At 65.0% G+C, this 23772-nt stretch carries 22 protein-coding genes; 13 read left to right on the forward strand and 9 right to left on the reverse strand.

Annotated features, from left to right (window positions below; genetic code table 11):
• Positions 1-3: 3 nt before the first annotated feature.
• Complete coding sequence (locus MFM001_RS24965; protein ID WP_304481787.1) at positions 4-633, reverse strand: PE family protein; 630 nt, start codon at positions 631-633, stop codon at positions 4-6.
• Between the two features lie 278 nt (positions 634-911).
• On the opposite strand from MFM001_RS24965, the gene MFM001_RS19940 reads away from it, so the two are divergent.
• The 3 genes from MFM001_RS19940 (at position 912) to MFM001_RS19950 (ending at position 4948) form a co-directional block, all read left to right on the forward strand.
• Positions 912-1412 carry a MarR family winged helix-turn-helix transcriptional regulator gene (locus tag MFM001_RS19940; RefSeq protein WP_116376995.1) on the forward strand — a complete coding sequence of 167 codons (501 nt, stop codon included), beginning with the start codon at positions 912-914 and terminating at the stop codon, positions 1410-1412.
• Positions 1413-1596: 184 nt separating this feature from the next.
• Positions 1597-4206: a LuxR family transcriptional regulator gene (locus MFM001_RS19945; RefSeq protein WP_116377036.1), complete on the forward strand. Its 2610-nt coding sequence runs from the start codon at positions 1597-1599 to the stop codon at positions 4204-4206.
• A 283-nt stretch (positions 4207-4489) separates the two neighbouring features.
• Positions 4490-4948 (forward strand): MarR family winged helix-turn-helix transcriptional regulator, encoded by a 459-nt coding sequence (locus MFM001_RS19950; protein WP_238159297.1) that lies wholly within the window; start codon positions 4490-4492, stop codon positions 4946-4948.
• Between the two features lie 9 nt (positions 4949-4957).
• Here the strand turns inward: MFM001_RS19950 and MFM001_RS19955 are convergent, their stop codons facing one another.
• The 3 genes from MFM001_RS19955 to MFM001_RS19965 are packed head-to-tail and all read right to left on the reverse strand — an operon-like array spanning position 4958 to position 8613.
• Positions 4958-6106, reverse strand: a complete 1149-nt coding sequence (locus tag MFM001_RS19955; RefSeq protein ID WP_116376997.1) for a thiolase family protein — start codon at positions 6104-6106, stop codon at positions 4958-4960.
• Positions 6103-7317, reverse strand: a complete 1215-nt coding sequence (locus MFM001_RS19960) for a CaiB/BaiF CoA-transferase family protein (RefSeq protein ID WP_116377037.1) — start codon at positions 7315-7317, stop codon at positions 6103-6105. Before MFM001_RS19960 ends, MFM001_RS19955 begins: the two co-directional genes overlap by 4 nt.
• A 21-nt stretch (positions 7318-7338) precedes the next feature.
• Positions 7339-8613, reverse strand: a complete 1275-nt coding sequence (locus MFM001_RS19965; protein WP_116376998.1) for a cytochrome P450 — start codon at positions 8611-8613, stop codon at positions 7339-7341.
• On the opposite strand from MFM001_RS19965, the gene MFM001_RS19970 reads away from it, so the two are divergent.
• Complete coding sequence (locus tag MFM001_RS19970; protein WP_255422439.1) at positions 8604-10070, forward strand: coniferyl aldehyde dehydrogenase; 1467 nt, start codon at positions 8604-8606, stop codon at positions 10068-10070. The two genes, MFM001_RS19965 and MFM001_RS19970, sit on opposite strands and share 10 nt — an antisense overlap.
• 47 nt (positions 10071-10117) lie before the next feature.
• Entirely contained in the window at positions 10118-10906 is a 789-nt protein-coding gene (locus MFM001_RS19975) for an acyl-CoA thioesterase domain-containing protein (protein ID WP_116377038.1), read from the forward strand.
• A 16-nt stretch (positions 10907-10922) separates the two neighbouring features.
• Here the strand turns inward: MFM001_RS19975 and MFM001_RS19980 are convergent, their stop codons facing one another.
• On the reverse strand, positions 10923-11411 hold the full coding sequence (locus MFM001_RS19980; protein ID WP_116377039.1) for a helix-turn-helix domain-containing protein: 489 nt from the start codon (positions 11409-11411) through the stop codon (positions 10923-10925).
• A 92-nt stretch (positions 11412-11503) separates the two neighbouring features.
• Here MFM001_RS19980 and MFM001_RS19985 point away from each other — a divergent pair, with 92 nt between their 5' ends.
• The 3 genes from MFM001_RS19985 to MFM001_RS19995 are packed head-to-tail and all read left to right on the forward strand — an operon-like array spanning position 11504 to position 14098.
• Positions 11504-12688: an acetyl-CoA C-acyltransferase gene (locus MFM001_RS19985; protein ID WP_116377000.1), complete on the forward strand. Its 1185-nt coding sequence runs from the start codon at positions 11504-11506 to the stop codon at positions 12686-12688.
• A 14-nt stretch (positions 12689-12702) separates the two neighbouring features.
• Entirely contained in the window at positions 12703-13605 is a 903-nt protein-coding gene (locus MFM001_RS19990; RefSeq protein ID WP_116377001.1) for an NmrA family NAD(P)-binding protein, read from the forward strand.
• On the forward strand, positions 13592-14098 hold the full coding sequence (locus MFM001_RS19995) for a DUF302 domain-containing protein (RefSeq protein ID WP_116377002.1): 507 nt from the start codon (positions 13592-13594) through the stop codon (positions 14096-14098). Before MFM001_RS19990 ends, MFM001_RS19995 begins: the two co-directional genes overlap by 14 nt.
• Here MFM001_RS19995 and MFM001_RS20000 read toward each other — a convergent pair.
• The 3 genes from MFM001_RS20000 to MFM001_RS20010 all read right to left on the reverse strand — a co-directional run bounded on the left by MFM001_RS20000 (position 14095) and on the right by MFM001_RS20010 (position 17547).
• Positions 14095-14631 carry a hypothetical protein gene (locus MFM001_RS20000; protein ID WP_116377003.1) on the reverse strand — a complete coding sequence of 179 codons (537 nt, stop codon included), beginning with the start codon at positions 14629-14631 and terminating at the stop codon, positions 14095-14097. The genes MFM001_RS19995 and MFM001_RS20000 overlap by 4 nt on opposite strands.
• Before the next feature lie 58 nt (positions 14632-14689).
• Positions 14690-16339: an acyl-CoA synthetase gene (locus MFM001_RS20005; protein WP_116377004.1), complete on the reverse strand. Its 1650-nt coding sequence runs from the start codon at positions 16337-16339 to the stop codon at positions 14690-14692.
• A gap of 215 nt (positions 16340-16554) precedes the next feature.
• The gene (locus MFM001_RS20010; RefSeq protein ID WP_116377005.1) at positions 16555-17547 is read right to left on the reverse strand and encodes a Rieske 2Fe-2S domain-containing protein; all 993 of its coding nucleotides are present in this window, start codon (positions 17545-17547) and stop codon (positions 16555-16557) included.
• A 71-nt stretch (positions 17548-17618) separates the two neighbouring features.
• Here MFM001_RS20010 and MFM001_RS20015 point away from each other — a divergent pair, with 71 nt between their 5' ends.
• The 5 genes from MFM001_RS20015 (at position 17619) to MFM001_RS20035 (ending at position 22251) form a co-directional block, all read left to right on the forward strand.
• A complete protein-coding gene (locus MFM001_RS20015) occupies positions 17619-18062 on the forward strand; it encodes a nuclear transport factor 2 family protein (RefSeq protein WP_238159299.1) in 444 nt (147 codons plus the stop codon).
• Positions 18063-18250: 188 nt separating this feature from the next.
• Positions 18251-19252 (forward strand): NAD-dependent epimerase/dehydratase family protein, encoded by a 1002-nt coding sequence (locus MFM001_RS20020; RefSeq protein WP_238159300.1) that lies wholly within the window; start codon positions 18251-18253, stop codon positions 19250-19252.
• Positions 19249-20373 (forward strand): alpha/beta fold hydrolase, encoded by a 1125-nt coding sequence (locus MFM001_RS20025; protein WP_116377007.1) that lies wholly within the window; start codon positions 19249-19251, stop codon positions 20371-20373. The genes MFM001_RS20020 and MFM001_RS20025 overlap by 4 nt, the downstream gene beginning before the upstream one ends.
• On the forward strand, positions 20354-21400 hold the full coding sequence (locus MFM001_RS20030) for a TIGR03857 family LLM class F420-dependent oxidoreductase (protein WP_116377008.1): 1047 nt from the start codon (positions 20354-20356) through the stop codon (positions 21398-21400). The genes MFM001_RS20025 and MFM001_RS20030 overlap by 20 nt, the downstream gene beginning before the upstream one ends.
• A 17-nt stretch (positions 21401-21417) precedes the next feature.
• Positions 21418-22251 carry an SDR family oxidoreductase gene (locus tag MFM001_RS20035; protein ID WP_371685582.1) on the forward strand — a complete coding sequence of 278 codons (834 nt, stop codon included), beginning with the start codon at positions 21418-21420 and terminating at the stop codon, positions 22249-22251.
• Positions 22252-22255: 4 nt separating this feature from the next.
• Here MFM001_RS20035 and MFM001_RS20040 read toward each other — a convergent pair whose 3' ends face one another.
• On the reverse strand, positions 22256-23752 hold the full coding sequence (locus MFM001_RS20040; protein ID WP_116377010.1) for an acyl-CoA carboxylase subunit beta: 1497 nt from the start codon (positions 23750-23752) through the stop codon (positions 22256-22258).
• Between the last annotated feature and the right edge of the window lie 20 nt (positions 23753-23772).

The raw sequence follows: 23772 nt of genomic DNA on the forward strand, positions 1-23772 counted from the left end.
TCCTCAGAAATCGGTTCGCTCGGACAGTTTTCGGGAGCGGCGAGCCAAGCCCGGTCGGGGTATGTGCAGCCGGGCTTGGCTCGCCATCGCCAAGGCAGAGGCCTGCGTCCCGAAGTTCCGGGGGACCCATCCCCGGCTTCCCATCAGGTCATGGAGCTGCGCTGCCCTGGCGCACGTCATCCGATACGTGACGGCATGCGCAGAAAATTGCGCCGCCGTCAACGCCGGCACCTCATCGGCGCCCATCGAAAGGTTTTTTTGCAACCCGGCACTGCTGCTATGCCGTTCAGCAACGGGATAATTTATGTCCTGCAAATCATTGTTAACTATTGGTAAGTGCGCCGTCGTCGCGGCTACAACTGCCGTATTCCCTCCGTACCCGAAAGGCTCGAAACGATCGATATCGCTGACTTGGTTGTCGTTAACCACAGCTTTTAGCCGGGGTCTCTGTTCCGTCTCGCGCCCCTGGAACGACAAGCCTGCGCCGGTTGGGCGGACTGGATGATTGAGCGTAGAGCAGTCCTCATCAGTAGCTCTGACCTGCAACTTAGAGCCTGACTCGCCACCTCCAGGAGCATGACTCCGCTGTCGGCGGTGGCCGCTCCTATCGCGGTTGATTTTGTTGCGAGCCATATCGGCGTCCAATCCGTTCACAGCCCGTGAAGGGCGATGGCGGAATGCTAGAACCTCAAATATAGAAATGTCAATACCGCTGCGCGACTCCTAGGCGTGAAAGCCAACATTGGATTTATTTAGACTGGCTCATAGCAAAGTTCATAGCAAAATCAATTATTTATACACAATAATGAAGAAACTTAACCCTTTTTCGGCTCATTCCATGACGGATCACGTACGCGAACCGTTTCCGCCGATGAACCGTTACCGAACGATTCGTATGAGATGATTAGCCGGTGGCGGCCCCGGCAACAGCCGACTACGCGGAGGGCGTGGGCTTTCTGCTACGCCAACTTGGCTTTTACTCCACCACGGTGTTCGCCGAACAGCTCGCGACGCTCGATCTCACCGCGGCGCACGCGGGCATCCTGCGGGCGATCGCGGCAGAGACGGGCCGCAGTCAGCATGACCTCAGTGCTTATCTGGGCGTGGTGCCCGGTCGGTTGGTTGGTTACCTGGACGAGCTCGAGGAGCGTGGATATGTCGAGCGTCGCCGCAACTGCGGTGATCGCCGTCGCAACGCCCTGTACATCACTGCCGAGGGTAAGAAGCTGATGCGCAGGGTCGTTGGTCTGGCGCGCCAGCATGACAGTCAGCTCACCGCGGGACTTGGCCCGGAAAGTACCGCTGTATTGCGGGACCTACTCGCGACGGTAGCCCAACACGAGGGCCTTACGCCCCGTGTCCATCCCGGCTACCGCGCTCTGGACAGGTGGATGGCTCAGCCCCGCCGGTGATCCTTACCCGCAAAAAGCTCAATTTAATTGGAATGCTGTCAATTAACGAATTACCCGAATATTGCTGCAGTTCTGGTATTCGGCTAAACCGTGGATGGAGCCGCAGTAGCGTTTGCGCAGGACCTTGCTCAGGGAGGTTCGGCGTCGGGTGCAAGTGTGCAGCAGTTGGTCGGGATGGCCGCTGGTGGGCCGCGATAATGAGGTTCGCCAGGGCTTGGCTGTACTTGAAAACGAGAGTGAATTTCACGGTGTCGTCGTCGTCGGCGACAGCGGGACAGGCAAATCGACGCTAGCCCATGTGCTCGCCGAGGCCGGCGAGCGGCGCAGCTCTGCGGTGCGGTTTGTGCTGGGGACCGAAACCAGCAAGGCGGTCCCATTGGGTGCGTTCTACTGGTTGATGACTCTCGATGCGGTGCGTGAGCCTGCCGTGATGCTCGCCGCCGCGCAACGAACCCTGGAGCAGGAAAAGAATCTCCTCATCGTCGTCGACGACGCCCACTTGCTCGATCCGTTGTCTGCGACGTTGGTGTATCACCTTGCAGCCCTTGGTGAAACACGTCTGATCGTGACAATCTGCTCGGGCAACTCCGTACCGGATGCGGTGACGGCCCTCTGGAAAGAGCGACTGTTGCTTCGCGTGCACATCGACGCGTTGACCCGGCAACAGACGGAAGAGCTTGCGTGCACCGTGCTCGGCGACGCGGTCGAAACCCGGCTAATCGACGAATTACATCGGCAGACAGCCGGCAATCCGCTGATGCTGCGAAGCGTGCTGAGCGAGGCCCGCGATGGCCGTGTGCTGGTGCGCTCGAAGCACGGCTGGCAGCTGCGAGGTGCGCTGCGCGCCGACCGCGAACTCTATGACCTTCTTGAGGTCCGCCTGCAATCCCTGGCCGCCGAGGAGCTGGAGGCGGTAGAGGTGTTGGCCGCTGCCGAAGCCTTGAGCTGGGACACCTTGCGTGGGATTTGCGATGCCGACGCGGTGGCACGTCTCGAGCGCAGCGGAATGATCCAAGTAGTCGACGACGAATTACACGCTGTAGTTCGATTGGCAAACCCCCTCATCGGTGAAGTGGCCCTGAAGCGCGGTGGCGTTGTGCGTTCGCGGCAACTCAACGGCATGCTGGCACAACATCTTCGGAAGAAGATGCAGGCCAAAGAGCAGCGGTCGAGGTCGCCTGACGTGCGCACTCGGATACGGGCGGCCCAGTACTTGATGCGAAGCGACCTGTCGCCAGACATCGACCTGATCATCGAGGCCGCGGCGAGCGCGGTGGCCATGTCGAATGTTGCTCTGGGCGAAGAGCTGTCGCGATTCGCGTTCGACCATGGTGGTGGCGTGGCGGCAGCCGTCGTGCTGGCTGAGACGTTGAGGTGGCAAGGGCGAGCCGACGAGGCAGAGGCGGTGCTTGCCGACGTCGACCCCTCTGACGGCGCGACTCGATGGCTGACCGTGCAGTGGGCGTGTCTGCGGGCTGCGAATCTGTTCTTTGGTTGCGGGCAGGTAGAGCGGGCACGGCTGTTACTCACCCAGATGAGGGATCGCGTTGACTCCCCGGAGATGACCGGTCTCGTCACTGCCATGGAGGCGGCGTTTGCCTGTTTCTCCGGCGATATTCCAAGGGCGATCAATCTCGGGCTGCCCTTGTGCGCATCCGATAAACAACCGTTGACGATGACGTGGGCGGTTATCTCGACGGCCTGGGCGTTGGCGCTCGCCGGCCGGGTTGATGAGGTTCACCGGATTGCGAATGCCGGCGGGGCGGATGTGCTCGGCCAAATGGGACCGCACCGGTTCGTCATCGCGATGGCTGAGGTCATGGCGGCGACGGTCGCCGGTGATTTTCCAGCGGCCGAGCGGGTTTGGGAGCGTTATGGTCCGACAGCCACACTGGGCGCCGAGGCAGGCGCCTTCGTGCACGCGATACTCGGCTTCATGCACCTTGGTCGCGGTGCGTTGCCGGCCGCGTGTGCTGCATTCCGCGATTCGCTATCGGCTATGCCTCGCGGCTTTCACATTGGGGTGATGGCGGTGGCGACCTGGCGCGCACAGGCTGAGGGCGCGCGCGGCGATGGTGAGGCTGCCGCCGCCGCCTTGCGCACTGCGGAGGAAGCCTACGGACCCCAGGTCGCGGTGTTCCTGCCGAAACTTGAGCTTGCCCGGGCATGGGCGCGGGCAGCGGTAGGCGAGACGACGGCCGCCCGAATGCATGCGATGCGTGCTGTGCAGACCGCGCAACAATCCGGGATGTACGCCATGGAGATGCGCGCGCTGCACACGGCTGTCCGCTTTGGTGATCGATCGTGCACCGCACGACTCGCGGAACTTGCCACGACCCTGAACACCCCAATGGCGCAAGTGGTCGCTACCCATGCTCGCGGACTGTCCGAGCATGACGGCGACCTGCTCGACGTCGCGGCGTTGCGGTTCGCCGATCTGGGTGCATGCGCGTTTGCCGCCGACGCAGCGGCCCAGGCGGCTGACGAACACGCCCGAAAAGGCAATCATGGCAAGCAAGTCGCGTCCTCGACCCTGGCATATGGGCTGGCCACCCAATGCGGTCTGCGTTCGCCGGCAGTCGAGGCTGCGGCTCATCCGGTGCCTATCACCGGCCGTGAGCGCGAGATCGCGATGCTGGTTGTGGCCGGTCTGTCCAACCAGCAGATCGCCGATCGGCTGGTGGTTTCGGCGCGGACGGTAGACGGGCATCTGTACCGCATCTTCGCAAAACTTGGCATCAACCACCGTAGCCAGCTCGCCCACCTGATGAGCCTCGAGCGCTCCGAGACATGACGCTGGCGTACCGTTGCGAGCACTTGAGTTCCTGGCACTACTCTAACCGCGCGTCCCAGGCACTCTACTTGGGTCAATCTGCTGACAGCAGCTTCAAGGGAGCGTGATGCTTCCCGTATACCACATGTAGTCGAGGTGGCCAGGCGGGCCGTGGAGCACCTGCATACCAAAACAGGTAGTGCATTACTCATGCGCATTCCGGCACTACAGGCGAACCTGACCTGAGTACACGGGAGGCGTTGGTTCCACCATGACTGAATCTTGTCTGACACATACGGATGGTGTGGGCTTCCTGCTGGCCCAGCTTGGCCATCACGCCGCCAGCCTGTTCGCCGAACAGATGGCAACGATCGAATTGAGCCTGACACAAGCGGGCATCTTGCGTGCGATCGCCGCAATGCCTGGCAGCAGTCAGCATGCTCTTGGTGCTTACCTGGGCGTGTTGCCCGGTCGCTTGGTCGCGCATGTCGACGAGCTCGAGGAACGCGGGTATGTCGAGCGTCGCCGCAACCCCGGTGACCGCCGCCTGCACGCCCTCTATCTCACCGACGCGGGAAAGAAGCTGATGCGCAAGCTGTCTGGTCTCACGCGACAGCACGAAACCCAGTTCACCGCCGGACTCGCCCCCGAGGAATGCGGCGCGCTGCGGGACCTTCTCGTTACGGTAGCTCGACACCGAGGACTGAGGCCGCACGCCCACAACGGTTACGGCGCCCCGCACGTAGCGATCGCGGCCGGGTGAGGTGACGCGCTACCTGGTCAGCACCGTCGCAGCCGCGGTGCCCGGTGCGCCGTAGAGTTGGGCGAACCCGACCCGCGGCTTGCCGGCTACCTGCCGATCGCCGGCCTCACCACGCAATTGGCGTACCAGCTCGTGGATTTGACGCAGACCGGACGCTCCGATCGGTTCGCCATTGGCGATCAGCCCGCCGTCGGTATTGATCGGCATGGAACCGGTGATCTCGGTGGTGCCGTCGGCCAATAGCTTTTCCTGATCGCCGTCCGCGCAGAAACCGCATTCGGCCATGTGGATGATTTCCGCGCCCGCGTCGGTGTCCTGCAACTGGATCACGTCGACATCTTCTGGTGCGACGCCGGCCTTTTCGAACGCGGCTCTGGCGGCGTAAACGGTCGGCGCCACATCCTCGTCGACCGGCGCGAACGTGGTGTTCACCTCGTAGGCGCCATAACGGCGGGTGCGCACCTCGACCGCCCGCAGAAAAACCGGCGTGGACGTGTAGCGGTGTGCGATGTCCGCGCGGCACATCACCACAGCAGCCGCGCCCTCGTCGGGTGCGCAGAACATGTACTGGGTCAGCGGGTAATTCAGCATCGTCGAGCCCAGAATCTCGTCCTCCGGAATCGGCTTACGACGGAACGCATTCGGGTTGAGCGCACCGTTGCGGAAGTTCTTGGCCGCCACCTTGGCCAGGGTCTGGTGCGAAATGCCGTGGTCGTGCAGATAGCGGTTGGCCTTCATGCCGAAGAACTGTGTGGTGAGGTACTGTCCGTTCTCCGCATACCAGCGCGGCATCCCCACCAAAGCGGGATCCTCGGTGAAGGCGCCGCGCGGATGCTTGTCCAGCCCGACGGCAATCCCGATGTCATAGTCGCCCAGCCGGATTCCGTCGGCGCACGCCTTGGCGGCGCTGGCCGCGGTCGCACACGCATTGAACACATTGGTGAACGGGATGCCCGACAGCCCGACCATGCTGACGATCGCATCCGGGTTGGCCACCGTCCAGCTGCCACCCGTCGCGGCCTGGATGTCCTTCCATTCGACACCGGCATCGGCGACGGCGGCGAAGATCGCGTCGACGCCCATGTGCATCGCCGACTTGCCCTCGAAGCGGCCGAACGGATGCAGACCCACCCCGATGATCGCGACGTCACTAGTCACGCTATAGCTCCTGACTCTTTGAGCGCGGCAATCCGGTCCCAGTCCATCCCGAGCTCCATCAGCACGATCTCGGTGTGCTCCGAAGCCTGCGGGGCACGGGTAGTGGCGAGCGGCTCGTGGTTGAACTGAACCGGCCCGCGCACAACCTTGAACGGCGCTCCGCCGTCGCTGGCCTCGACTTCGACGATCATGTCATTGGCAATGGCCTGCTCATCCTCGGCGAGGTCGACCAGACTCTGGCACGGCGCCCATTGGCCCTTCATTGTCTTCAGGTGCTCGCGCCAGTACTCAAACGACTTGGCTCCAAAAGCTTTTGCAATCAGCTCGCTGGCCGCTTCGGAGTTCTGCATCAACGGCAGTACATCGGCGAAGCGGGGATCGTCGGCGGCTTCCGGAATGCCGAGGTGTTCGAAGGTATCCCGGATGTAGCCGGTCGGGCTGACGATGCACAGGTTGATGGTTCCGCCGTCGGAGGTTTGGTAGTTGCCCAGGAATGGATTCATCGGTGAGCCACCGGACTGCGGCATGGCAGCGCGCATGGTCTCGCCGGTATCCATGCCCTGGGTCACGCTGGCGCCGGCCGCCCACCAGGCGGTGCTCAACAGCGACACGTCAACCTCGAGGGCTTCGCCGGTGCGTTCCCGGTGCAGGAGTGCGGCGGAGATGCCGCCGGCGATATTCATGCCGCCGATCGAGTCGCCGAAAGCCGGAATCCCTTGTGCCAGCGGGGCGCCGAGCTCGGGTGGTGTCAACGCGTGGCCGATGCCGCTGCGGGTCCAGAATGCGGTGCCGTCGTAGCCGCCGACGTCGCGCTGCGGCCCCTTGTCGCCGTATGCCGTGCCACGCGCGTAGACGATGTTCGGGTTGACCGCGCGGATGTGTTCGACGTCGAACCTGTTCTTCTGCCGCGCAGCGGGCAGGTAGTTGGTCAGGAACACATCAGAAGTCCGGGCAAGCTCGTGCAACACTTCTTGGCCGCCCGGCGTGGACAGGTCAATGCCGACGCTTCGCTTGCCGCGGTTGGGGTGTTCGATCAGCGGATGCCGGTCGGGGTTGAGTTGGATGCCGCCCATGTTGACGAAGCCGCGCTGGGTATCGCCGCGCAGCGGGTGCTCGACCTTGATGACGTCGGCGCCCCAGTCGGCGAGGATGGCTCCGGCGGCGGGCACGAACGTGAACTGCGCGACTTCCAAGACCCGGAAGCCCTCCATGACCTTGACCATTTCCGAAACCTACTTGGCGTCGAACGTCACCGGAAGCGCAGTGGGCGAGCGGAACGGCTGGCCGAAGATGTGCGGGTCGTCGTTCATCTGAAGCTCGATGTTGGTCAGCCGATTCAGCAAGCATTCCAGCGCCACCCGCGTCTCCATCCGCGCCAGATGCAGACCCAGACAAGTGTGTTCGCCGGCGGCGAAGGAGATGTGTGGCATGTGCGGACGGAAGATGTCGAAGTCCTCCGGGCGCTCCCACCGTTGCTCGTCGCGGTTCGCCGAACCGATGCATACGTCAATGACGGACCGCGCCGGAATCTTGACTCCTTCCAATTCGGTGTCCTCGGTGGTGAACCGCTGCACCGTCGTCAACGGCGTCTCGAAGCGCAGCCCCTCTTCGATCGCCTTGGGGATCAGCTCGTGATCGGCTTGGACCGCGGCGAATTGCTCCGGATGGGTGAGCAACAGGTAGAGCAGGTTGCCGGAGGATCGGTAGGTGGTTTCCAGCCCGGCGGGCAGCAGCAGCCGCAGGAAGGAATAGATGGCCTCGTCGCTGAGCTTTTCGCCGTCGATCTCCGCGGTGACCAAATCGCCGATGATGTCCCCCGTCGGGGCGGCCTTGCGTGCTTCGATTTGCTCGAGGAAGTAGTCCTTCAACGCCGCCGACGCCTCGAAGGCGCGTTCATAGCGAACCGTGTAGCTGATCAATTCCACTGCGCGCCGGTGGAACATCGGCAGGTCTGCCTCCGGCAGGCCCAGCAACTTGGCGATGACCCGGGTAGGGAACTCGAACGTGAACTGCCGGACCAGATCTGCCTCGCCGGCATCGATGAATTCGTCGATGAGCGCATTGCAGATCGGCCGCACAATGGTGGGCTCCCAGCGCGCGAGGGCCTTCGACTTGAACGCCGCGCTCACCAGGTTGCGGTGTTCGCGATGCTTCTTGCCCTCCATCGCCAGGATGGTCGGGCCGATGAACAGGCCGATCGTGGTGTCGTACATCTTCGAGCTGAACACCCGGCCGTCGCGGAGCGCTTTGTTGACCGCGTCGAACGACATGGCGGCGAAGGATCTTTTGGGCCGCAGCGACTCGGGGGTTTTGGAGTAGTCCATGACCGTGCCGTCGAACACCCCGGCCTCTCGGCGTTTCTGCGCGAAGTACGGGTAGGGGTCGCGAAGGTAGCCGACGGGCTTGTCGTCGGTGGCGGTCGCGTCCACAAGTTCCACGGCGGCTCTCCGGCTCAGGTAGGCGGTCGTACTGTAAAGATTACAGTAGACTACATCGGGTGGAGTCATCTGAGCATCCGGGCGTACAGGCGATGCTTGAGCGCCAGCGGCAAGCGTTCGCAGCGGAGGGGCCACCCAGCGCCGCGGTCCGGCGCAACCGCATCGACCGGCTGATGGCGCTGTTGCTGGACAACAGCGACGCGTTCATCGAGGCGATGGCCACCGATTACGGCACCCGGTCGAAAGCAGCGTCGCTGTTCACCGAGATCGTCGGCATCATCTCGGTGGTCGAGCACACCAGAGCCCATGTGGCGCAATGGATGCGCCCGACCAGGCTGATGCCGGTTGCGCGGGTGTGCGGTCTGCGGGCCGAGGTGCAGCCGACACCACTGGGCGTCGTCGGCATCATCGGCCCGTGGAATTTCCCGGTCAACCTCGTGGTGCTGCCCGCGTCGGCGGCGTTCGCGGCCGGCAACCGGGTGATGATCAAGATGTCGGAGATCACCGCACACACCGCGGAGCTGATGAAGGCGACGGCGCCGAAATACTTCGATCCAACCGAGCTCGATGTCGTGACCGGGGGCCCGGACGTCGCGGCCGCGTTCGCGTCGCTGCCGTTCGACCACCTGTTCTTCACCGGCTCGCCGTCGGTCGGTGCGCTGGTGCAGCAGGCGGCTGCCGAGAACTTGGTGCCGGTGACGCTGGAGCTTGGCGGCAAGAACCCGGTGGTCGTTGCGCCGAGCGCCGACATCCGGCGGTCGGCGACTCGCATCGCGCGGGCCCGCATGGTCAACGGCGGGCAGGTCTGCGTCTGCCCCGATTACGTCATGGTGCCCGACGATCACCTCGACACGTTCGTCGACACCGCACGCGAAACGTTGCGCGCAATGTTCCCGACCATCGTCGGCAACGACGACTACTGCTCGGCCGTCAACGAGGCTAATTTCGACCGGATCATCCAGCTGATCGAGGACGCGACGGCCAAGGGCGCCATGGTCGAAACCATTGCGCCCGAAGGCGAGTCACTGCCAGACCGGGCAAGCCGCAAGATCGCGCCGACGATAGTTCGGGGCATCGACGACGGGATGCGGATCGCCGAGGAAGAGATCTTCGGACCGGTCTTGGCGGTGAGGGGATATTCGCGGCTGAGCGACGCCATCGACGACATCAACCAGCGACCCGCGCCGCTGGTGGCCTACTGGTTCGGGCCGGACGATGACGACTTTCGCACGTTCATCCGGAGCACCCGCAGCGGCGGTGTCGCACGCAACGACTTTGCCGCACAGATGATTCCGTCCGCCGCACCGTTCGGGGGAGTGGGCCGCAGTGGAATGGGCGCCTATCACGGCAAGGCCGGCTTCGACACGTTCAGCCACTACCGCACCGTGGTGGGCAACGATCTGCCGTTTTCCATCACCGGGACGGCGGCACCGCCGTTCGGCATGCCGTTGCGGCTCGGCGCCAACGCCGCGATGCAGTTCGCCCGCATGCGCACGCACCGTCGACTCCGGAAGGCAGCTCAGTGACCACCGTCGCGAATGACCTTGACCCGACGGCGTTCTCGGCATACTTTCTGCGCGATCAACATCGCTACGTGCCAACCGCGATCGCACGTGGCGGGTGGGGCCCGACGATCAGCGGGCATGTCGTCGGCGGCCTCCTGGCCCGGGCGGTCGAACACGCGGTCGACGATCCGGAGCTGCACCCCGCACGGCTGACCGTCGACCTGCCCGCGCCCACCGCGCTCGAATCGCTGGAGGTGCATACTCGCGTCCACCACGATCGGTGGCGGTTGCGGCTCGTGGAGGCTCTTCTCATGCAGCGGGGGGCCGCGGTGGCACGCGGGAGCGCGCTGTTTTTGCGGCGCGGAGAGCAGCCGGAGGGAGATGTGTGGTCACCGCCTGTGCAGATGCCGCCGCTACCCGTCGAGCAGAACGGCAACCACCCGTCGCTTTTCATCCGGACCTACGGCTGGGGCGCCGGCGTTCAGAATCCCGATCCCGAATGGGATGACGACGCACCTGGACCGAAATACACGTGGTTGGAAGAGACCCGCCCGCTGGTCGACGCGGAGCCATTGAGCGCATTCACGCGCGCGGCGATGGCCGGCGATGTCACGGCTTCCATCGCCAACTGGGGAACCCGCGCCTTGCAGTTCATCAACGTCGACTACACCCTCACGCTGAGTCGCCTGCCCGAAGGACCTCACATAGGCCTTGCCTCACTTGCCCACTACAGCGACGACGGGATAGCCGTCGGCTCCGCCGTGCTCGTCGACCACAACGGTCCGGTGGGCAGTGGTGTGTCTGTTTCATTGGCGCACTCGGGATTTCGTCCGCCCTCCGCAATGCCGCCGACCTGAAACAGCTCTCGTTGGCTCAATCGCGACGGCGTGAGTTGCGGCTGACCAACTGCACGCCGAGCTCGTCGGGCGGCACTGGATGGCCCTCTGTGCAACGAATTTCGACGGACGCTTCGGAACCGCAACCGAGGTGGATGAGTCGCAGCCGATGGCGGCCGGGCAGGTGCCGGCGGCCCCACTCGAACATCGCCCAGACCACCGGCATGAAATCGATGCCGGCGTCGGTGAGAACGTATTCGTCGCGGGTCCGCTGCCCCGGCTCGCGATATGGCCGTCGCGTCAGCAGGCCGAGTTCGACCAATTCGGCCAGCCGCGCCGAGGCAGCGGCCTTCGTGATGCCCACCCGACGAGCGAAGTCGTCGAACCGGGTGGTGCCGTAATACGCCTCGCGCATGATCAGCATCGCGGATTTGGTGCCGACCGCCGCCATGGTCTTCTCGATAGCGCACTCACCAACTGCCGACCACGCGTCACGATCGGCCAGCGCTCCCTGTAGGAGTGTCACGCACATCACCTCCAATCTGGGTTGCATCCAGTATACCTAGGTGTTTAGCTGGGTATAGCTATTGATACTTAGCATCGGCTCAAGGAGGAGTCATGGCATATCAGGGTCGAGACGCCGTCATCGTTGGTGCGGTACGGACACCCGTCGGCAAGGGCAAGGCCAGTGGCGCACTGCACGGCGTGCTGCCGGCCGACCTGCTGGCGCACAGCTTGCGAGAACTGGTTGAGCGCACCGGCGTGGAACCCGGCCAGATCGACGACGTCATCGCCGGCGCCGTGACGCAGGTGGGTGACCAGGCGGTCAACATCGCACGTAACGCCCTGCTGGGCGCCGGCTTTCCTGAGTCGGTACCCGGTACTACCGTCGACCGGCAATGCGGCAGCAGCCAGCAGGCCATCAGCTTCGCCGCCCAGGGCGTCGTCTCCGGCGCTTACGACCTGGTGATCGCCGGCGGTGTGGAGTCGATGAGCCGCGTTCCGATGGGCAGCTCGGTGTTGCCGGGCAGCAACCCGTTCGGCGAGGACATGACGCGCCGGTATCCCGACGGGCTGGTGCCGCAGGGCATCAGCGCCGAACTGATCGCCGCCAAGTGGGGATTCTCGCGCGCACAGCTCGACGAATTCTCCGCTGCCAGTCACGAGAAAGCGGCGCGGGCGACCAAGGAGGGGCTCTTCGACAACGAGTTGGCCCCGATCGCCGGGTTGAGCACAGACGAGATCATCCGGCCCGGGACCACGGTCGAGACCCTGGCCGGGCTCAAGCCGGCCTTCTACGATCCGGCAACCGAAGCGCGCTTCCCGCAGATCAATTGGGAGATCACGCCCGGCAACTCGTCGCCGCTGTCGGACGGCAGCGCCGCGGTGCTGATCGCGAGCCGCGAAACCGCGAAGAAACTCGGCCTGCGACCGCTGGCCCGAATCCACACCGCGACGGTGGTGGGCTCCGACCCCCTCTACATGCTGACCGGTGTTATCCCGGCGACCGAGAAGGTGTTACGCCGGGCCGGTCTGGACCTTTCCGACATCGACCTGTTCGAGGTCAACGAAGCGTTCGCTCCGGTAGTGCTGGCATGGGCGCATGACACCGGGGCCGATCTGGCTAAGACCAACGTCAACGGCGGCGCCATCGCTATCGGACATCCGTTGGGCGCCAGCGGTGCTCGCATCATGACGACGTTGGTCAATGCGTTGGAGCAACGCGGCGGTCGCTACGGCTTGCAGACGATGTGCGAGGGCGGCGGCACGGCCAACGCCACCATCATCGAACGACTCGGCTAGCGAACGACACTGCGATGACGACAGTCCTGGTGACGACCGCCAATGGCGATACCGGACGCCCGATGGTCGAGTACTTACTCAATAGGGGACTACAGGTCAGGGCGATGGTCCGCAAAGACGACGATCGGGCCCGACGTCTTCGCGATAGCGGTGCCGAAGTCGTGTTCGGTGACCTGCAGGCCCTCCGCGATGTTCGCGCGGCACTGGACGGCGTGCAGCGTGCCTATTTCAATTTCCCGGTCGGCGAAGGACTTGTCGAAAGTGCAGTCATGTTCGCCCAGGCAGCAAAGGAACAATGCCTCGAGCTGATCGTGAACATGTCACAAATCCAGTCGCGCCCCGCGGCCCGGAGTAAAACGACGCAGAACCACTGGCTCTCCGAGCAGGTCTTCGACTGGTCAAGAATCCCGACTACTAATTTGCGGGTCACGTTTTTCATGGAGTGGTTGACCTACATTGCCGAGTTGATCCGATACGGCCGCTACGTCATGCCATTTGACGCTGACAGTCGCTTCGCCCCGATCGCCGCACGAGATATCGCGTTAACCGCGGCCACCATCCTGGCCAAACCTGAGGGGCACGGCGGCCGCACCTACACATTGACCGGTCCCGTTGAGTACACCCATCGGGAGCTGGCTGCAGAGGTCAGCCGTGTCCTCGGTAAGGACCTACCGTTCGAACAAACCACCGTGACGACGTTCCTGGATCTTATTGGCATGCCTGATGACACGGCCAAGCTCAGGCATTTCGAGGCGGTGACAATCGATCAACAAGAAGGACGCTTGGCGGGGATCAGCGATGTAGCCCCGACAATAATCGGGCATCGCCTCAGCACGGTCGGGGACTTCGTAAACGAACACCGCTCGCTGTTCGAACTCGAGTACGCGTGTAAGGAGGACGATTGTGCCGCAGTCTGAGCCGCGTGAGATCAGCTTTGACGGAGTGCGAGTGCGCTACGACAGTGCCAAGAGCTACGACGAGCTGGTCGCCGCGCTGCTGGCCGATATCGGCGAAAAGCCAGTGCCGATCAACGACATAGCGGCGGGCACCGACAGCTGGGACGCTTACCGGGAACGGGTGGAATCCCACGTCGGGCCAAGCGGATTCATGCTGTTCGGCCTGGTCGACCACGGCGCCTGGATCACCAAGGCGGGTATCGACCGCAAGGTGTTGCGTGTCATCCTCGGCAACCCGCTGATCGCGATCACGATGCTGCGCCACGACGTGACCGCAGGGTTGTTCGCACCGGCCGAGATGCTGCTCGTCGACGAGGGGCAGGGCCGCAGCAGTCTGACCTACGTCAAGCCCTCGTCGTTGATGGTCGTCGAGCATAATCCCGAATTGCTCAGCGCCGCAGAGCAACTCGACGCCAAGTTAGCGGCACTGGTCACCAAGGTCACCAACGACTAGAGCCAGCCGGTGCGAGCGGCAGCAACCGGCGCTGCGGGGACGGGCGCCAATTCGCCGTCGCGCACACCATCGAGCATCCGTTTCACTGTGGCGACAATCTCCGGGCCGGCCGCGGCGAGCCCGGCCTTGTCGGCGTCGCTGGTCTCGTCCGGGTCGACGCCTGCCCGGGCCAGTACAGCGGCTGGGTCGGCCAGCTGACCGGCCAGCCAGGCCACCGGGTCGGCCGACAGCTCGGGGACGAAGTGTCGGCGTCCCGGTTCCCACCCGTCGAATCGCGGGTGGTGATGCGCCCGATCCAGCGTGCCGGGCGGACTTTCGGTCGACCCGAACAGGTCCACCCGCCAGACCGGGCGGCCGAGGATGATCGGGACGCCGGCGTAGATGGAACCTTGGGGCGCATCCCGGTCGACGAGGCGGAGTTCCAGTCTGACTCCCCGTTCCGGGGTCTCCTGACCTTCCAGCGGGCTCGGGTCGACGAAGTACATGTCGCCGATGACTACCCCGAGGGTCTCGAATCCGAACGCTGCAAACATCGCGTACCTTTCCTGAGTACCTCTTCGAGCGTAGACCCAGGCTGGGGTAGGCGATCGCCTAGCTGTCGCTGATCGCCTGTTCGCGCGCCCACCGGTAGTCCGCCTTGCCCGACGGGCTGCGCTCGATGACCGGACGGAACACGACTGCTTTGGGAAGCTTGTAGCGCGCCAACGACTTTGCCGCGTGCGCAATCAACTCGTCGGTGTCGGCGGCAGCTTCCTCGGCAAGCGCGACGACGGCGACCACCTCCTGGCCCCAGCGTTCGCTCGGCCGCCCCGCGACCACCACGTCGGCCACCGCGGGATGCGACGCGATTGCCGTCTCGACCTCCTCGACAAAAATCTTCTCGCCGCCGGAGTTGATGCACACCGAGTCGCGGCCGAGCAGTTCGACGGCGCCGTCGTCGCGGTGGCGTGCCCGATCGCCCGGGACGGCGTAGCGCACGCCGTCGATGACCGGGAAGGTCTTGGCGGTCTTGGCGGCATCGCCCTTGTAGCCCAGCGGCACGTAACCGCGCTGCGCGAGCCAACCCATCCCGTCGTGGCCGGGTGCCAGCACCGAGTCGAGATCTTCGGCGACGACGAAGGTGTCCGGGCCGGGGTTGAACGTGCCGGTCGACACCGCGCCCGTCGTCGAGAGATGGCTCATCTGGGCACCGGTCTCCGAGGACCCGACGCCGTCGACGACCATCGCGTTGGGCAGCACCTCGATCAGTCGCTGCTTGACGTACGGAGTCAGCAGCGCGCCGCCGTTGGCGATCACCGCCAGCGACGACACATCCGCGATGCCCTTGTCGATCGCGGCGAGCAGCGGCCGCGCCACCGCGTCACCGACCACCGTCACCACCGACACCTTCTCCCGCTCGATCGTGCGGACGACGTCGTCGCCGTCCAAATGGTCGACAACCGAGGGGAATACGACAGTCTGCCCGGTGGTCAGCGCCGTCATCACGGTCCACTGCGCGGCCCCGTGGATCAGCGGCGGCAAGACCATCAGCTTGGTGCCCGGCCCAGCCGTGACCCCCGCGACGATCTCGTCGAGGGAGCCGAAGGGCTCACCGGTCACCAGGTTTCGTCCGCCGAACGACGTCATGAAGATGTCATGCTGGCGCCACAGCACGCCTTTCGGCATCCCGGTGGTGCCGCCGGTGTACAGCACGTACAGGTCGTCCGGCGAGTGCTGCACCGGTGGTGCCGTCGGCGCACTGGAACCGACGACCTTCTCGTAATCGACTGCGCCATAGATCAAGTCGTTACCGGAGTCATCGGCGATCTGGATGAGCACCCGCAGCTGCGGAAGGTCCGGCAGTACCTCGGCCACCCGCGGCGCGAACGCGGCATGGTAGATCAGCGCGGTGGCGCCGGCGTCGGCGAGCAGGTACTGCAACTCGCTTTTGACATACCGGAAGTTGACGTTGAACGGGGCGACCCGCGCGGTGAAGGCGCCGAGCAACCCTTCGACGAATTCGTTTCCGTTGTAGGCATAGAGCCCGACGAGGTCCTGGCCCACCTCGTGCCCGGCCAGCGCCGAGCGTTCGGTGTGGCACCCCAGCCCCCGCGAATGCAGGTAGGTCGCGAGCCGGTTGGACCGCTCGAGGATTTGCGCGTACGTGTAGCGCTTGTCGCCCTGGACGACGAACTCGCGGTCCGGAATGGCCGCGGCGACGGCGGCCGCCACCTGCGGCACCGTGAACTGCGTTTCTGACATCGTGCCTCTCACGGTTGGCGGGGGAGCAGGCGGACCATGCAACTCATATGGAAGTGGTATCACGCCGCCGTGCGCCGCGTGGTGGCCGCCCACGTGGCGCGCCCTGGCACTCCTGGGTGATGCTCGCGGTGTGCGCCGGGGCCGCGAGCTCGTCGAGGCCGGTGCCAATGGCGCCGCTCCTCCTCATCGCTTCGCTCTGCATCGTCGCGGCGCGGTCATGCCGGCACGTCGTAGAACTGTGTCGCCCACTTCCGCAGCGCCATATAGCCTTTCGCGTCGGTCTTGGACAGCGGCGGATGCTCGACGTAGCGCTGGTAGCGCCAGATCTGCAGGTCGTCGAAGACGGTGGACAAGAACTGCTTTTCGATGACCTCGCGGAGCTTGCCGGACGGCACGTCGGCGGTGTCGCCGGGATTGCGTGGCCACCAGATGGAGTAGAACAAGTCGGAACACTCGTCGTCGACCGGTGTGCAGGTGAAGATCAGGCGGTGGTTCTGTGCGCCCTCGAAGACGCTGATCGCCCCGCCGAGTCCGAACAAGTGACTGTGGAACCGCAACGCGAGATCGTCGGGGTTGTCGCTGCTGGCGTCCGGCCAGCCGGCGACGAACTGCCACTCGTGGTTGACGATTTTCCAGTCCAGCACCTTCGGCGTCACCGTCGCGTGGTGTACGTACTCGAAATGTGCACTGTCGGGGGCGTTCTCGGCGACGATCTGCGGATGCACCGGTTCGCGCTCCGCACGCCGCGAGAACTCAGGGTACGCGCGGTAGTAGGCGGCGGGATCGGTCTCGAATTGCGGGAACTTGCCGAAGATGTCCGGCATCTCCCACTGCGGCTCTTTGCCGTCCGGCTGATGCCAGATGAATACGCAGTCATGCTGTTCGGCGACCGGGTAGACGCGCAACCTCAGTGCGCGGTTGGGCCGGTCCGGCTGATACGGAATGTATTTGTTGCAACCGTCGGGCCCCCAGCGCCAGCCGTGGAAGGGGCACTCGACGCAGTCGCCGACCACCTTGCCGCCGTGGCCGATGTGCGCACCGAGGTGCTTGCAGTGCGCTTCGAGGACGTGGAGCTCACCGTCCTCGTCGCGGTAGGCCACCATGTCCTCGCCGAAGTAGTGCAGCGGCCTGACCTCACCAATCGGAAACTCCGGTGACCAGCCGATCATGAACCAGCCGGTGACCTTCCAGGTGAATGGGACCTTCACGCCGTCGCCTCCCGCATCCGTGCGTTGATACTAAGGACATTACAGTAGTGGTTTCAGGTAAAGGAGGCACGGTGGACGACGAACTCGAAGCGATCCGGCAGTTGAAGGCGCGTTACTGCCGTTTCCTGGACACCAAGGACCTCGACTCGTGGCGCGGCGTGTTCACCAGCGATGTTGTGGTCACGTTGGACATGGCGGTGTCAACCGGCGGCGCCGACCCGCTGACCGCCCCGCCGATCGAGGGCGTCGACAACTTCGCTCCCACGGTGATGGGCGGTCTCGAGGGCGTGGCGACCATGCACCACTGCCACACCCCGGAGCTCACGCTCACCTCGGCCACCACGGCCACCGGTGTCTGGGCGATGGAGGACTGGCTGATCTTTCCCGACGGCCGCGAGTTGCACGGCGCTGGCCACTACCACGAGACCTACGTCAAACAGGACGGCGCGTGGCGGATCAAGACCCTGCATCTGACCCGAACCATCCTGAAGGTGACGGGGGATTCGCCTGACTAGGTACGCCGAGCGTGGGGAAATGCACATAACCCGACCACTTTTCGTCCATATCCCCCACGTTCGACGAGCCGAAGCTCAACGCCGCGATCGGGTCCAGCGTGTGGGGTCCGCCGTCCTGCGGGCTGGGTAAAGCAATACTGTAATTGTTACAGTATCAATTCGGCAGACGGTCGGCCCTGGGAGCAGCGATGGAACACCACACCCGAGCGCTCGTCATGGGTGCCAGCGGCTTCGTGGGTTCGCATGTCACCCGCCAGCTCGTGGAGCGCGGCGACGACGTGCGGGTGCTGCTGCGGCGAACCAGCTCGACCCGGGGAATCGACGACCTGGACGTCGAGCGTCACTACGGCGACATCTTCGACGAGCCAGCCGTGCGCGGCGCGATCGCCGACCGCGACGTCGTGTACTACTGCGTGGTCGACGCCCGTGCGTGGCTGCGTGATTCGACGCCGCTGTTCGCCACGAATGTAGGGGGGCTTCGTCGCGTCCTCGACATCGCCGCCGCGGCGAACCTGCACCGCTTCATGTTCCTGAGCACCATCGGCACCGTCGCGGTCGGCACTCGTGGCGCGCCGGCCGACGAGGACGCGCCGTTCAACTGGCACGGCAAGGGCGGGCCCTATATCGAGTCCCGCCTGCAGGCCGAGCAGTTGGTTTTGCAGTATGCGCGAGAACGCGGCCTGCCGGCAGTGGCGATGTGCGTCTCCAACACCTACGGCCCGCGAGACTGGCAGCCGACACCGCACGGCTCGCTCGTGGCGCGCGCCGCGATGGGGAAGATGCCGTTGTATGTCAAGGGCGTGGCGGCGGAAGTGGTCGGCATCGAAGATGCCGCCGCGGCATTGCTGTTGGCCGGAGAACACGGCCGCGTCGGCGAGCGCTACATCATCTCCGAAAGCTTCATGACCATGCGCGAAACCCTCGAAACTGCCGCCAACGCCGTCGGGGCCGAGCCGCCGCGCGTCGGTGTTCCGTTGTCGGTGGTTACTGCATTCGGTTACGCAGCAAGCGTGGGCGGCAAGCTGCTACGTCGCGATTTCCCGGTGAACGCCACCACCGTGCGGTTGATGCGGCTGACCTCGCCGCTGGATCACAGCAAGGCCGTCCGCGAGTTGGGCTGGCAACCCCGTCCGACATCGGAGGCGATACGGCGGGCGGCCCAGTTCTACATCGAGCGCAGGCATAGATGACCAACCGCGCACTCGACGTCACCCGCGAGCTGGCCCTGGTGCTGCCGCGCGCGGTGTCGGGTATCACCGCGTCGAACGGTTGGTCGCCGGCCTCGCCCCGCGGGGTGCGCCAGCTGGGCGAGGTGGTGATGGACGAGCTTGTGCTGGCGGGTTTTTCGCTGATGCCGGTCGATCTGGCGGTGCGGCCGCTGGACACCTGCAGCGCGGCGGCCGAGCAGCTGTCCGCACTGGGCACCGACGGTGCGCACGCCGACCCGCAACCACTGCGGGTGCGGTCGATCCGGCGTCGTCGCCTCGGGATGCTCGCCTACGAGCAAGTGACCTATGAGCACGACCCCGCGCTGCCGAGCACGCTTGAGGCGGCGGGTCTGGGTGGTCCCGCGACCGCGGTGGTGCACCTGTGTCGGCACCGCGACGGGCCGCGGCCGTGGCTGGTGTGGGTTCACGGCGCCGGCCAAGGTCGACCCGACGACCTGTTGGTGTCGCGGGCCGGGCGGCTGCAGCGACGGCTTGGCTTCAACGTTGCGGTACCGGTGCAGCCCGGGCACGGCAGCCGGCGCCGGCAGTGGCCGCCCTACCCGGACATGGATCCGCTGACCAACGTCGCCGGCATGATGCGTGCGGTGTCCGAGGTTCGGGCCATCGTGCAATGGGTTCAGCCGCAGGCGACAGCTGTTGTGCTATCGGGTGTTTCGATGGGCAGTGCGGTGGCGGCCCTGGTCTCGCACTTCGAGAAACGGGTCGACGCGGTCGCTTTGTACACGCCGATCCTGGGTCTCAATGCGATGATTGCGCAGCATCTGGCCCGCAGGGGAGGGGCGCGCGACGGCATCCGCGAGCTGTTGCAGTCTGAAGTGGTGTCCGCGCTGACGTCGGCGATCGACCCGCTGACCGTCGAGCCGGCGCCGCCGCCGCAGCGCCGGCTCATCGTCGGGGCATGGCACGACCGGATGGCGATGCGCGAGCCGGCGCTGGCCTTGCAGGAGCGGTGGCGCGGCCAGTTCCATTGGTACGACGGCAGTCACGTCGGCCATATCTTCTCCCGCCGCGTGCAGGCGGTATCGGAGCGATTCCTGCGAGAAGTGGTGAAGGAGTTGGGCATTGAGCGATCGGGTGCTTGACGAACTGGGCTACTACCTGCTTGCCGGTGCAGGTGGTGAAGGACCCGCGACGTTGATGGACGAGGCCCGCCGCGGCGAGGAGCTGGGCTTCGGCACCGCATTCATCTCCGAACGCTGGAACGTCAAAGAAGCGTCGTCTCTGGTCGGCGCCGCCTGCGCGGTCACCAATCGGATGCAGATCGCCACCGCCGCAACCAATCACAACACCCGTCATCCGCTGATCATTGCGTCGTGGGCAACTACCATGCACCGACTGTCCGGCGGTAGGTTCACGCTGGGCATCGGCCGCGGGATCGGCGCCATCTACAACGCGTTCGGTATCCCGACAGTGACGACCGCGCAGATGGAGGACTGGGCTCAGGTCATGCGCCGGCTGTGGCACGGCGAGGTGATCTTCAACCACGACGGCCCGATGGGCAAGTACCAGGTGCTGTTTCTCGACCCTGACTTCGACGAGGACATCCGGCTGGCGCTGGTGGCGTTCGGGCCGAAGACGCTTGCGCTGGGCGGCCGGGTCTTCGACGATGTCATCCTGCACACCTACTTCACACCGGAAACGTTGCAGCGCTGCGTCAAAACCGTGAAAGACGCCGCGGAACAAGCCGGCCGCGACCCATCCAGCGTGCGGGTGTGGTCGTGTTTCGCCACCGTGGGTGACCACTTGCCCGAACAGCTGCGGCTGAAGAAGACGGTCGCGCGACTGGCCACCTATCTGCAGGGCTACGGCGATCTGATGGTGCAGACCAATGGCTGGGATCCCGCTGTGCTGCAACGTTTCCGGGAAGACCCCGTGGTGACGTCGATTGCCGGCGGCATCGACCACAAGGCCACTCCCGAGCAGATCGAGCACATCGCGACGTTGATTCCCGACGAGTGGCTGGAGCCCTCGGCCACCGGATCGGCTACTCAGTGCGTCGACCGCATCCGCACAGAATTCGACTACGGTGCCGACGCGGTGATCATGCACGGGGCAACGCCCGACGAGCTGGAACCGATCGTCGCCGCATACCGCGCCGTGCAACCATGAGCGGTATGTCGAAGTACATGACGTACATAAAGGACAGAGTCATTATCGTCACCGGAGCCGGTAGCGGCTTCGGGAAGCTGATTTCGGAAAAGTGTGCCGCCGGTGGCGCGAAGGTCGTCGGTGTGGATGTCAACGCCGAGAACCTGAACCAGGCTTTCGACGATATCCGGGCCGCCGGCTTTGCGGGCACCGCCCATGTCGCCGATGTCACCGACATGGCCCAGCTCAAAGCGGCGGCCCGCACTGCCGTCGACACCTACGGCGCGATCGACGTGATCGTGAACAACGCGGGCGTGATGCCGCTGGCGTTCTTCGCCGACCACGAACGCGCATGGGAGAAGTGGCACAAGGCAATCGACATCAACATCAAGGGCGTCGTGAACGGCATCTCGGCCGTCTACGACACGATGGTCGAGCAGGGCCGAGGTCACGTCGTCAACATCTCGTCGATCTACGGCAACGCCGGAACTGAAGGCTCCGGGGTCTACAGCGCGACCAAGGCTGCTGTCGACGCGCTGTCGGAGTCATTGCGCGTCGAAGCCCAGGGCAAGATCAAAGTGACCAACGTCAAGCCGACCGGCGTGCTGGGAACCAATCTCGCCAGCTGGGTCGTCAACGAAGCAGCGGTGATCGGCATCGTCGGACAGAAGGCCGCCCAGTTCCTCGAGAACGTCGGCAATTTGCAGAACGGCACCCTTCGGCCCGAGCAGATGGACAGCGAATCAATGCAGTACTGGCTGATCACCCCCGACGACCTGGCGAACGCAGTGGTACACGTCGTCGACCAGCCTTGGGGAATCACCATCAGCGACGTCACCGTGCGGGCCAGCGGCGAGAACTACGTGTACTGAAGGATCAGGGCAGGATCACCGTCCGCGTGACCGGCTCAGGCACCGACTGGCGACTGTGCAGGCCGCGCTGCAGCGCGGCCAGCAGCGCGTCGCGGGTTTCACGGGGATCGATGAGCTCGTCGAAACCCATGTGTTCGGCCGACCGGTACGACGCCTGCAACTCCGCGTTGCGCAGCCGGACGGAGAGGTCTTCGCCAGCGTGCGACGCCCGGCTCAACGCCGCGGCGCTCATTGCGCCCATCGTCGCACCGGGATAGGCGAATGTTGCTGCCTGCGAGTCGAATCCGAGTAGCGACATCACCATCGACCCGAACCCGTACGCCTTGCGCAGCGTCAGATGCAGCTTGATCGTGGTGGCCGCGGTCTGCGCGGCGAACATCCGTGCGCCGGCGCGCAGCACCCCGGCGCGCTCGGACCGGCTTCCCGGCAGCATCCCGGGATTGTCGGCCAGGAACACGATCGGTAGGTGGAACGAGTCGGCCACCATGATGAAATGCGCTGCCTTGTCGGCGGCGTCGGCGTCGATGGAGCCGGCCAGCACCTGCGGCTGGTTGGCCACCACCGCCACCGGGTGACCACCCAGATGAGCCAAAGCACAGATGATCGCCCGCCCGAACTGCGGCTGCACCTCGAACCAGTCGGGCCGGTCGAACACCACGTCGAGCACCGCGCGCATGTCGTAGACGCGGCGGTTGTCGCGCGAGACGATGCCGAGTAGCTCAGGTGTCGGCCGCGGCTCGGCGGTGTCGTCGGCGGGCAGCGACGGCGGGTACGACCACGCGCTGGGCGGGAAATACGACAGGTAGCGGCGGACCTCGGAGAGCACCGCTTCGTCGTCCTCGGCAACGTTATGGATCACCCCGCTGGGCAGCGCGACATCCGGGCCGCCCAGGTCTTCCTTCGAAATGTCTTCGCCTGTCGACTCTTTCACGACGGGTGGGCCGGCGGTGAAGATCGCGCCCTGGTTGCTCATGATCCGGAAGTCGCACACCGGCGCCACCAGCGCGCCGTGCCCGGCCGACGGTCCCAGCACGGCAGCGACGGTGGGGACCCGCCCCGAGCACTGCGTCTGGGCGAGCAGGTCGGTCGGGCTGCGCCCGTAATGCCCGCCGGTCGGTCGGAAGCCGGCGCCCTCCAGCAGCATTACCAACGGAATCTTGTCGCGCAGCGCCAATTCCGCGATGCGGTACCGCTTGGAATTACCGCCCGGCCCGATGCTGCCCGCCAGCGTGGTGAAGTCCTCGGCGCCGACCATGACCGGGGAGCCGTTGATGCAGCCGGACCCCACCACGATCGCGTCCGCGGCTGCCTCACCGCCGACCAGCGTGCCCAATTCGCGAAACGAGCCCGGGTCCAGCAGCCGCTCCAACCGTGCCCGCGCGTCGAGCTTGCCCTTGCCGCGGTGCTTGGCGAGCCGCTCCGGCCCACCCATGCCGCGCGCATACGTACGCCGACGATCGAGGTCGTCGAGCGTCTCCTCCCAATCGGGCGGCTTCGTCATGGTCGTATCCTAACGTCCGT

This window comes from Mycobacterium sp. MFM001, from assembly GCF_003402475.1.
Classification (GTDB): Bacteria; Actinomycetota; Actinomycetes; order Mycobacteriales; family Mycobacteriaceae; genus Mycobacterium.

Bases quoted from the DNA above. Each gene is read 5' to 3' on its own strand.
- MFM001_RS19985 (WP_116377000.1), top strand. From the start codon at position 11,504: ATGGCATATCAGGGTCGAGACGCCGTCATCGTTGGTGCGGTACGGACA.
- MFM001_RS20025 (WP_116377007.1), top strand. From the start codon at position 19,249: ATGACCAACCGCGCACTCGACGTCACCCGCGAGCTGGCCCTGGTGCTG.
- MFM001_RS20035 (WP_371685582.1), top strand. From the start codon at position 21,418: ATGACGTACATAAAGGACAGAGTCATTATCGTCACCGGAGCCGGTAGC.
- MFM001_RS20020 (WP_238159300.1), top strand. From the start codon at position 18,251: ATGGAACACCACACCCGAGCGCTCGTCATGGGTGCCAGCGGCTTCGTG.
- MFM001_RS24965 (WP_304481787.1), bottom strand. From the start codon at position 633: ATGGCTCGCAACAAAATCAACCGCGATAGGAGCGGCCACCGCCGACAG.
- MFM001_RS19965 (WP_116376998.1), bottom strand. From the start codon at position 8,613: ATGACTCCACCCGATGTAGTCTACTGTAATCTTTACAGTACGACCGCC.
- MFM001_RS19960 (WP_116377037.1), bottom strand. From the start codon at position 7,317: ATGGAGGGCTTCCGGGTCTTGGAAGTCGCGCAGTTCACGTTCGTGCCC.
- MFM001_RS20000 (WP_116377003.1), bottom strand. From the start codon at position 14,631: ATGTTTGCAGCGTTCGGATTCGAGACCCTCGGGGTAGTCATCGGCGAC.
- MFM001_RS20040 (WP_116377010.1), bottom strand. From the start codon at position 23,752: ATGACGAAGCCGCCCGATTGGGAGGAGACGCTCGACGACCTCGATCGT.
- MFM001_RS20005 (WP_116377004.1), bottom strand. From the start codon at position 16,339: ATGTCAGAAACGCAGTTCACGGTGCCGCAGGTGGCGGCCGCCGTCGCC.
- MFM001_RS19990 (WP_116377001.1), top strand. From the start codon at position 12,703: ATGACGACAGTCCTGGTGACGACCGCCAATGGCGATACCGGACGCCCG.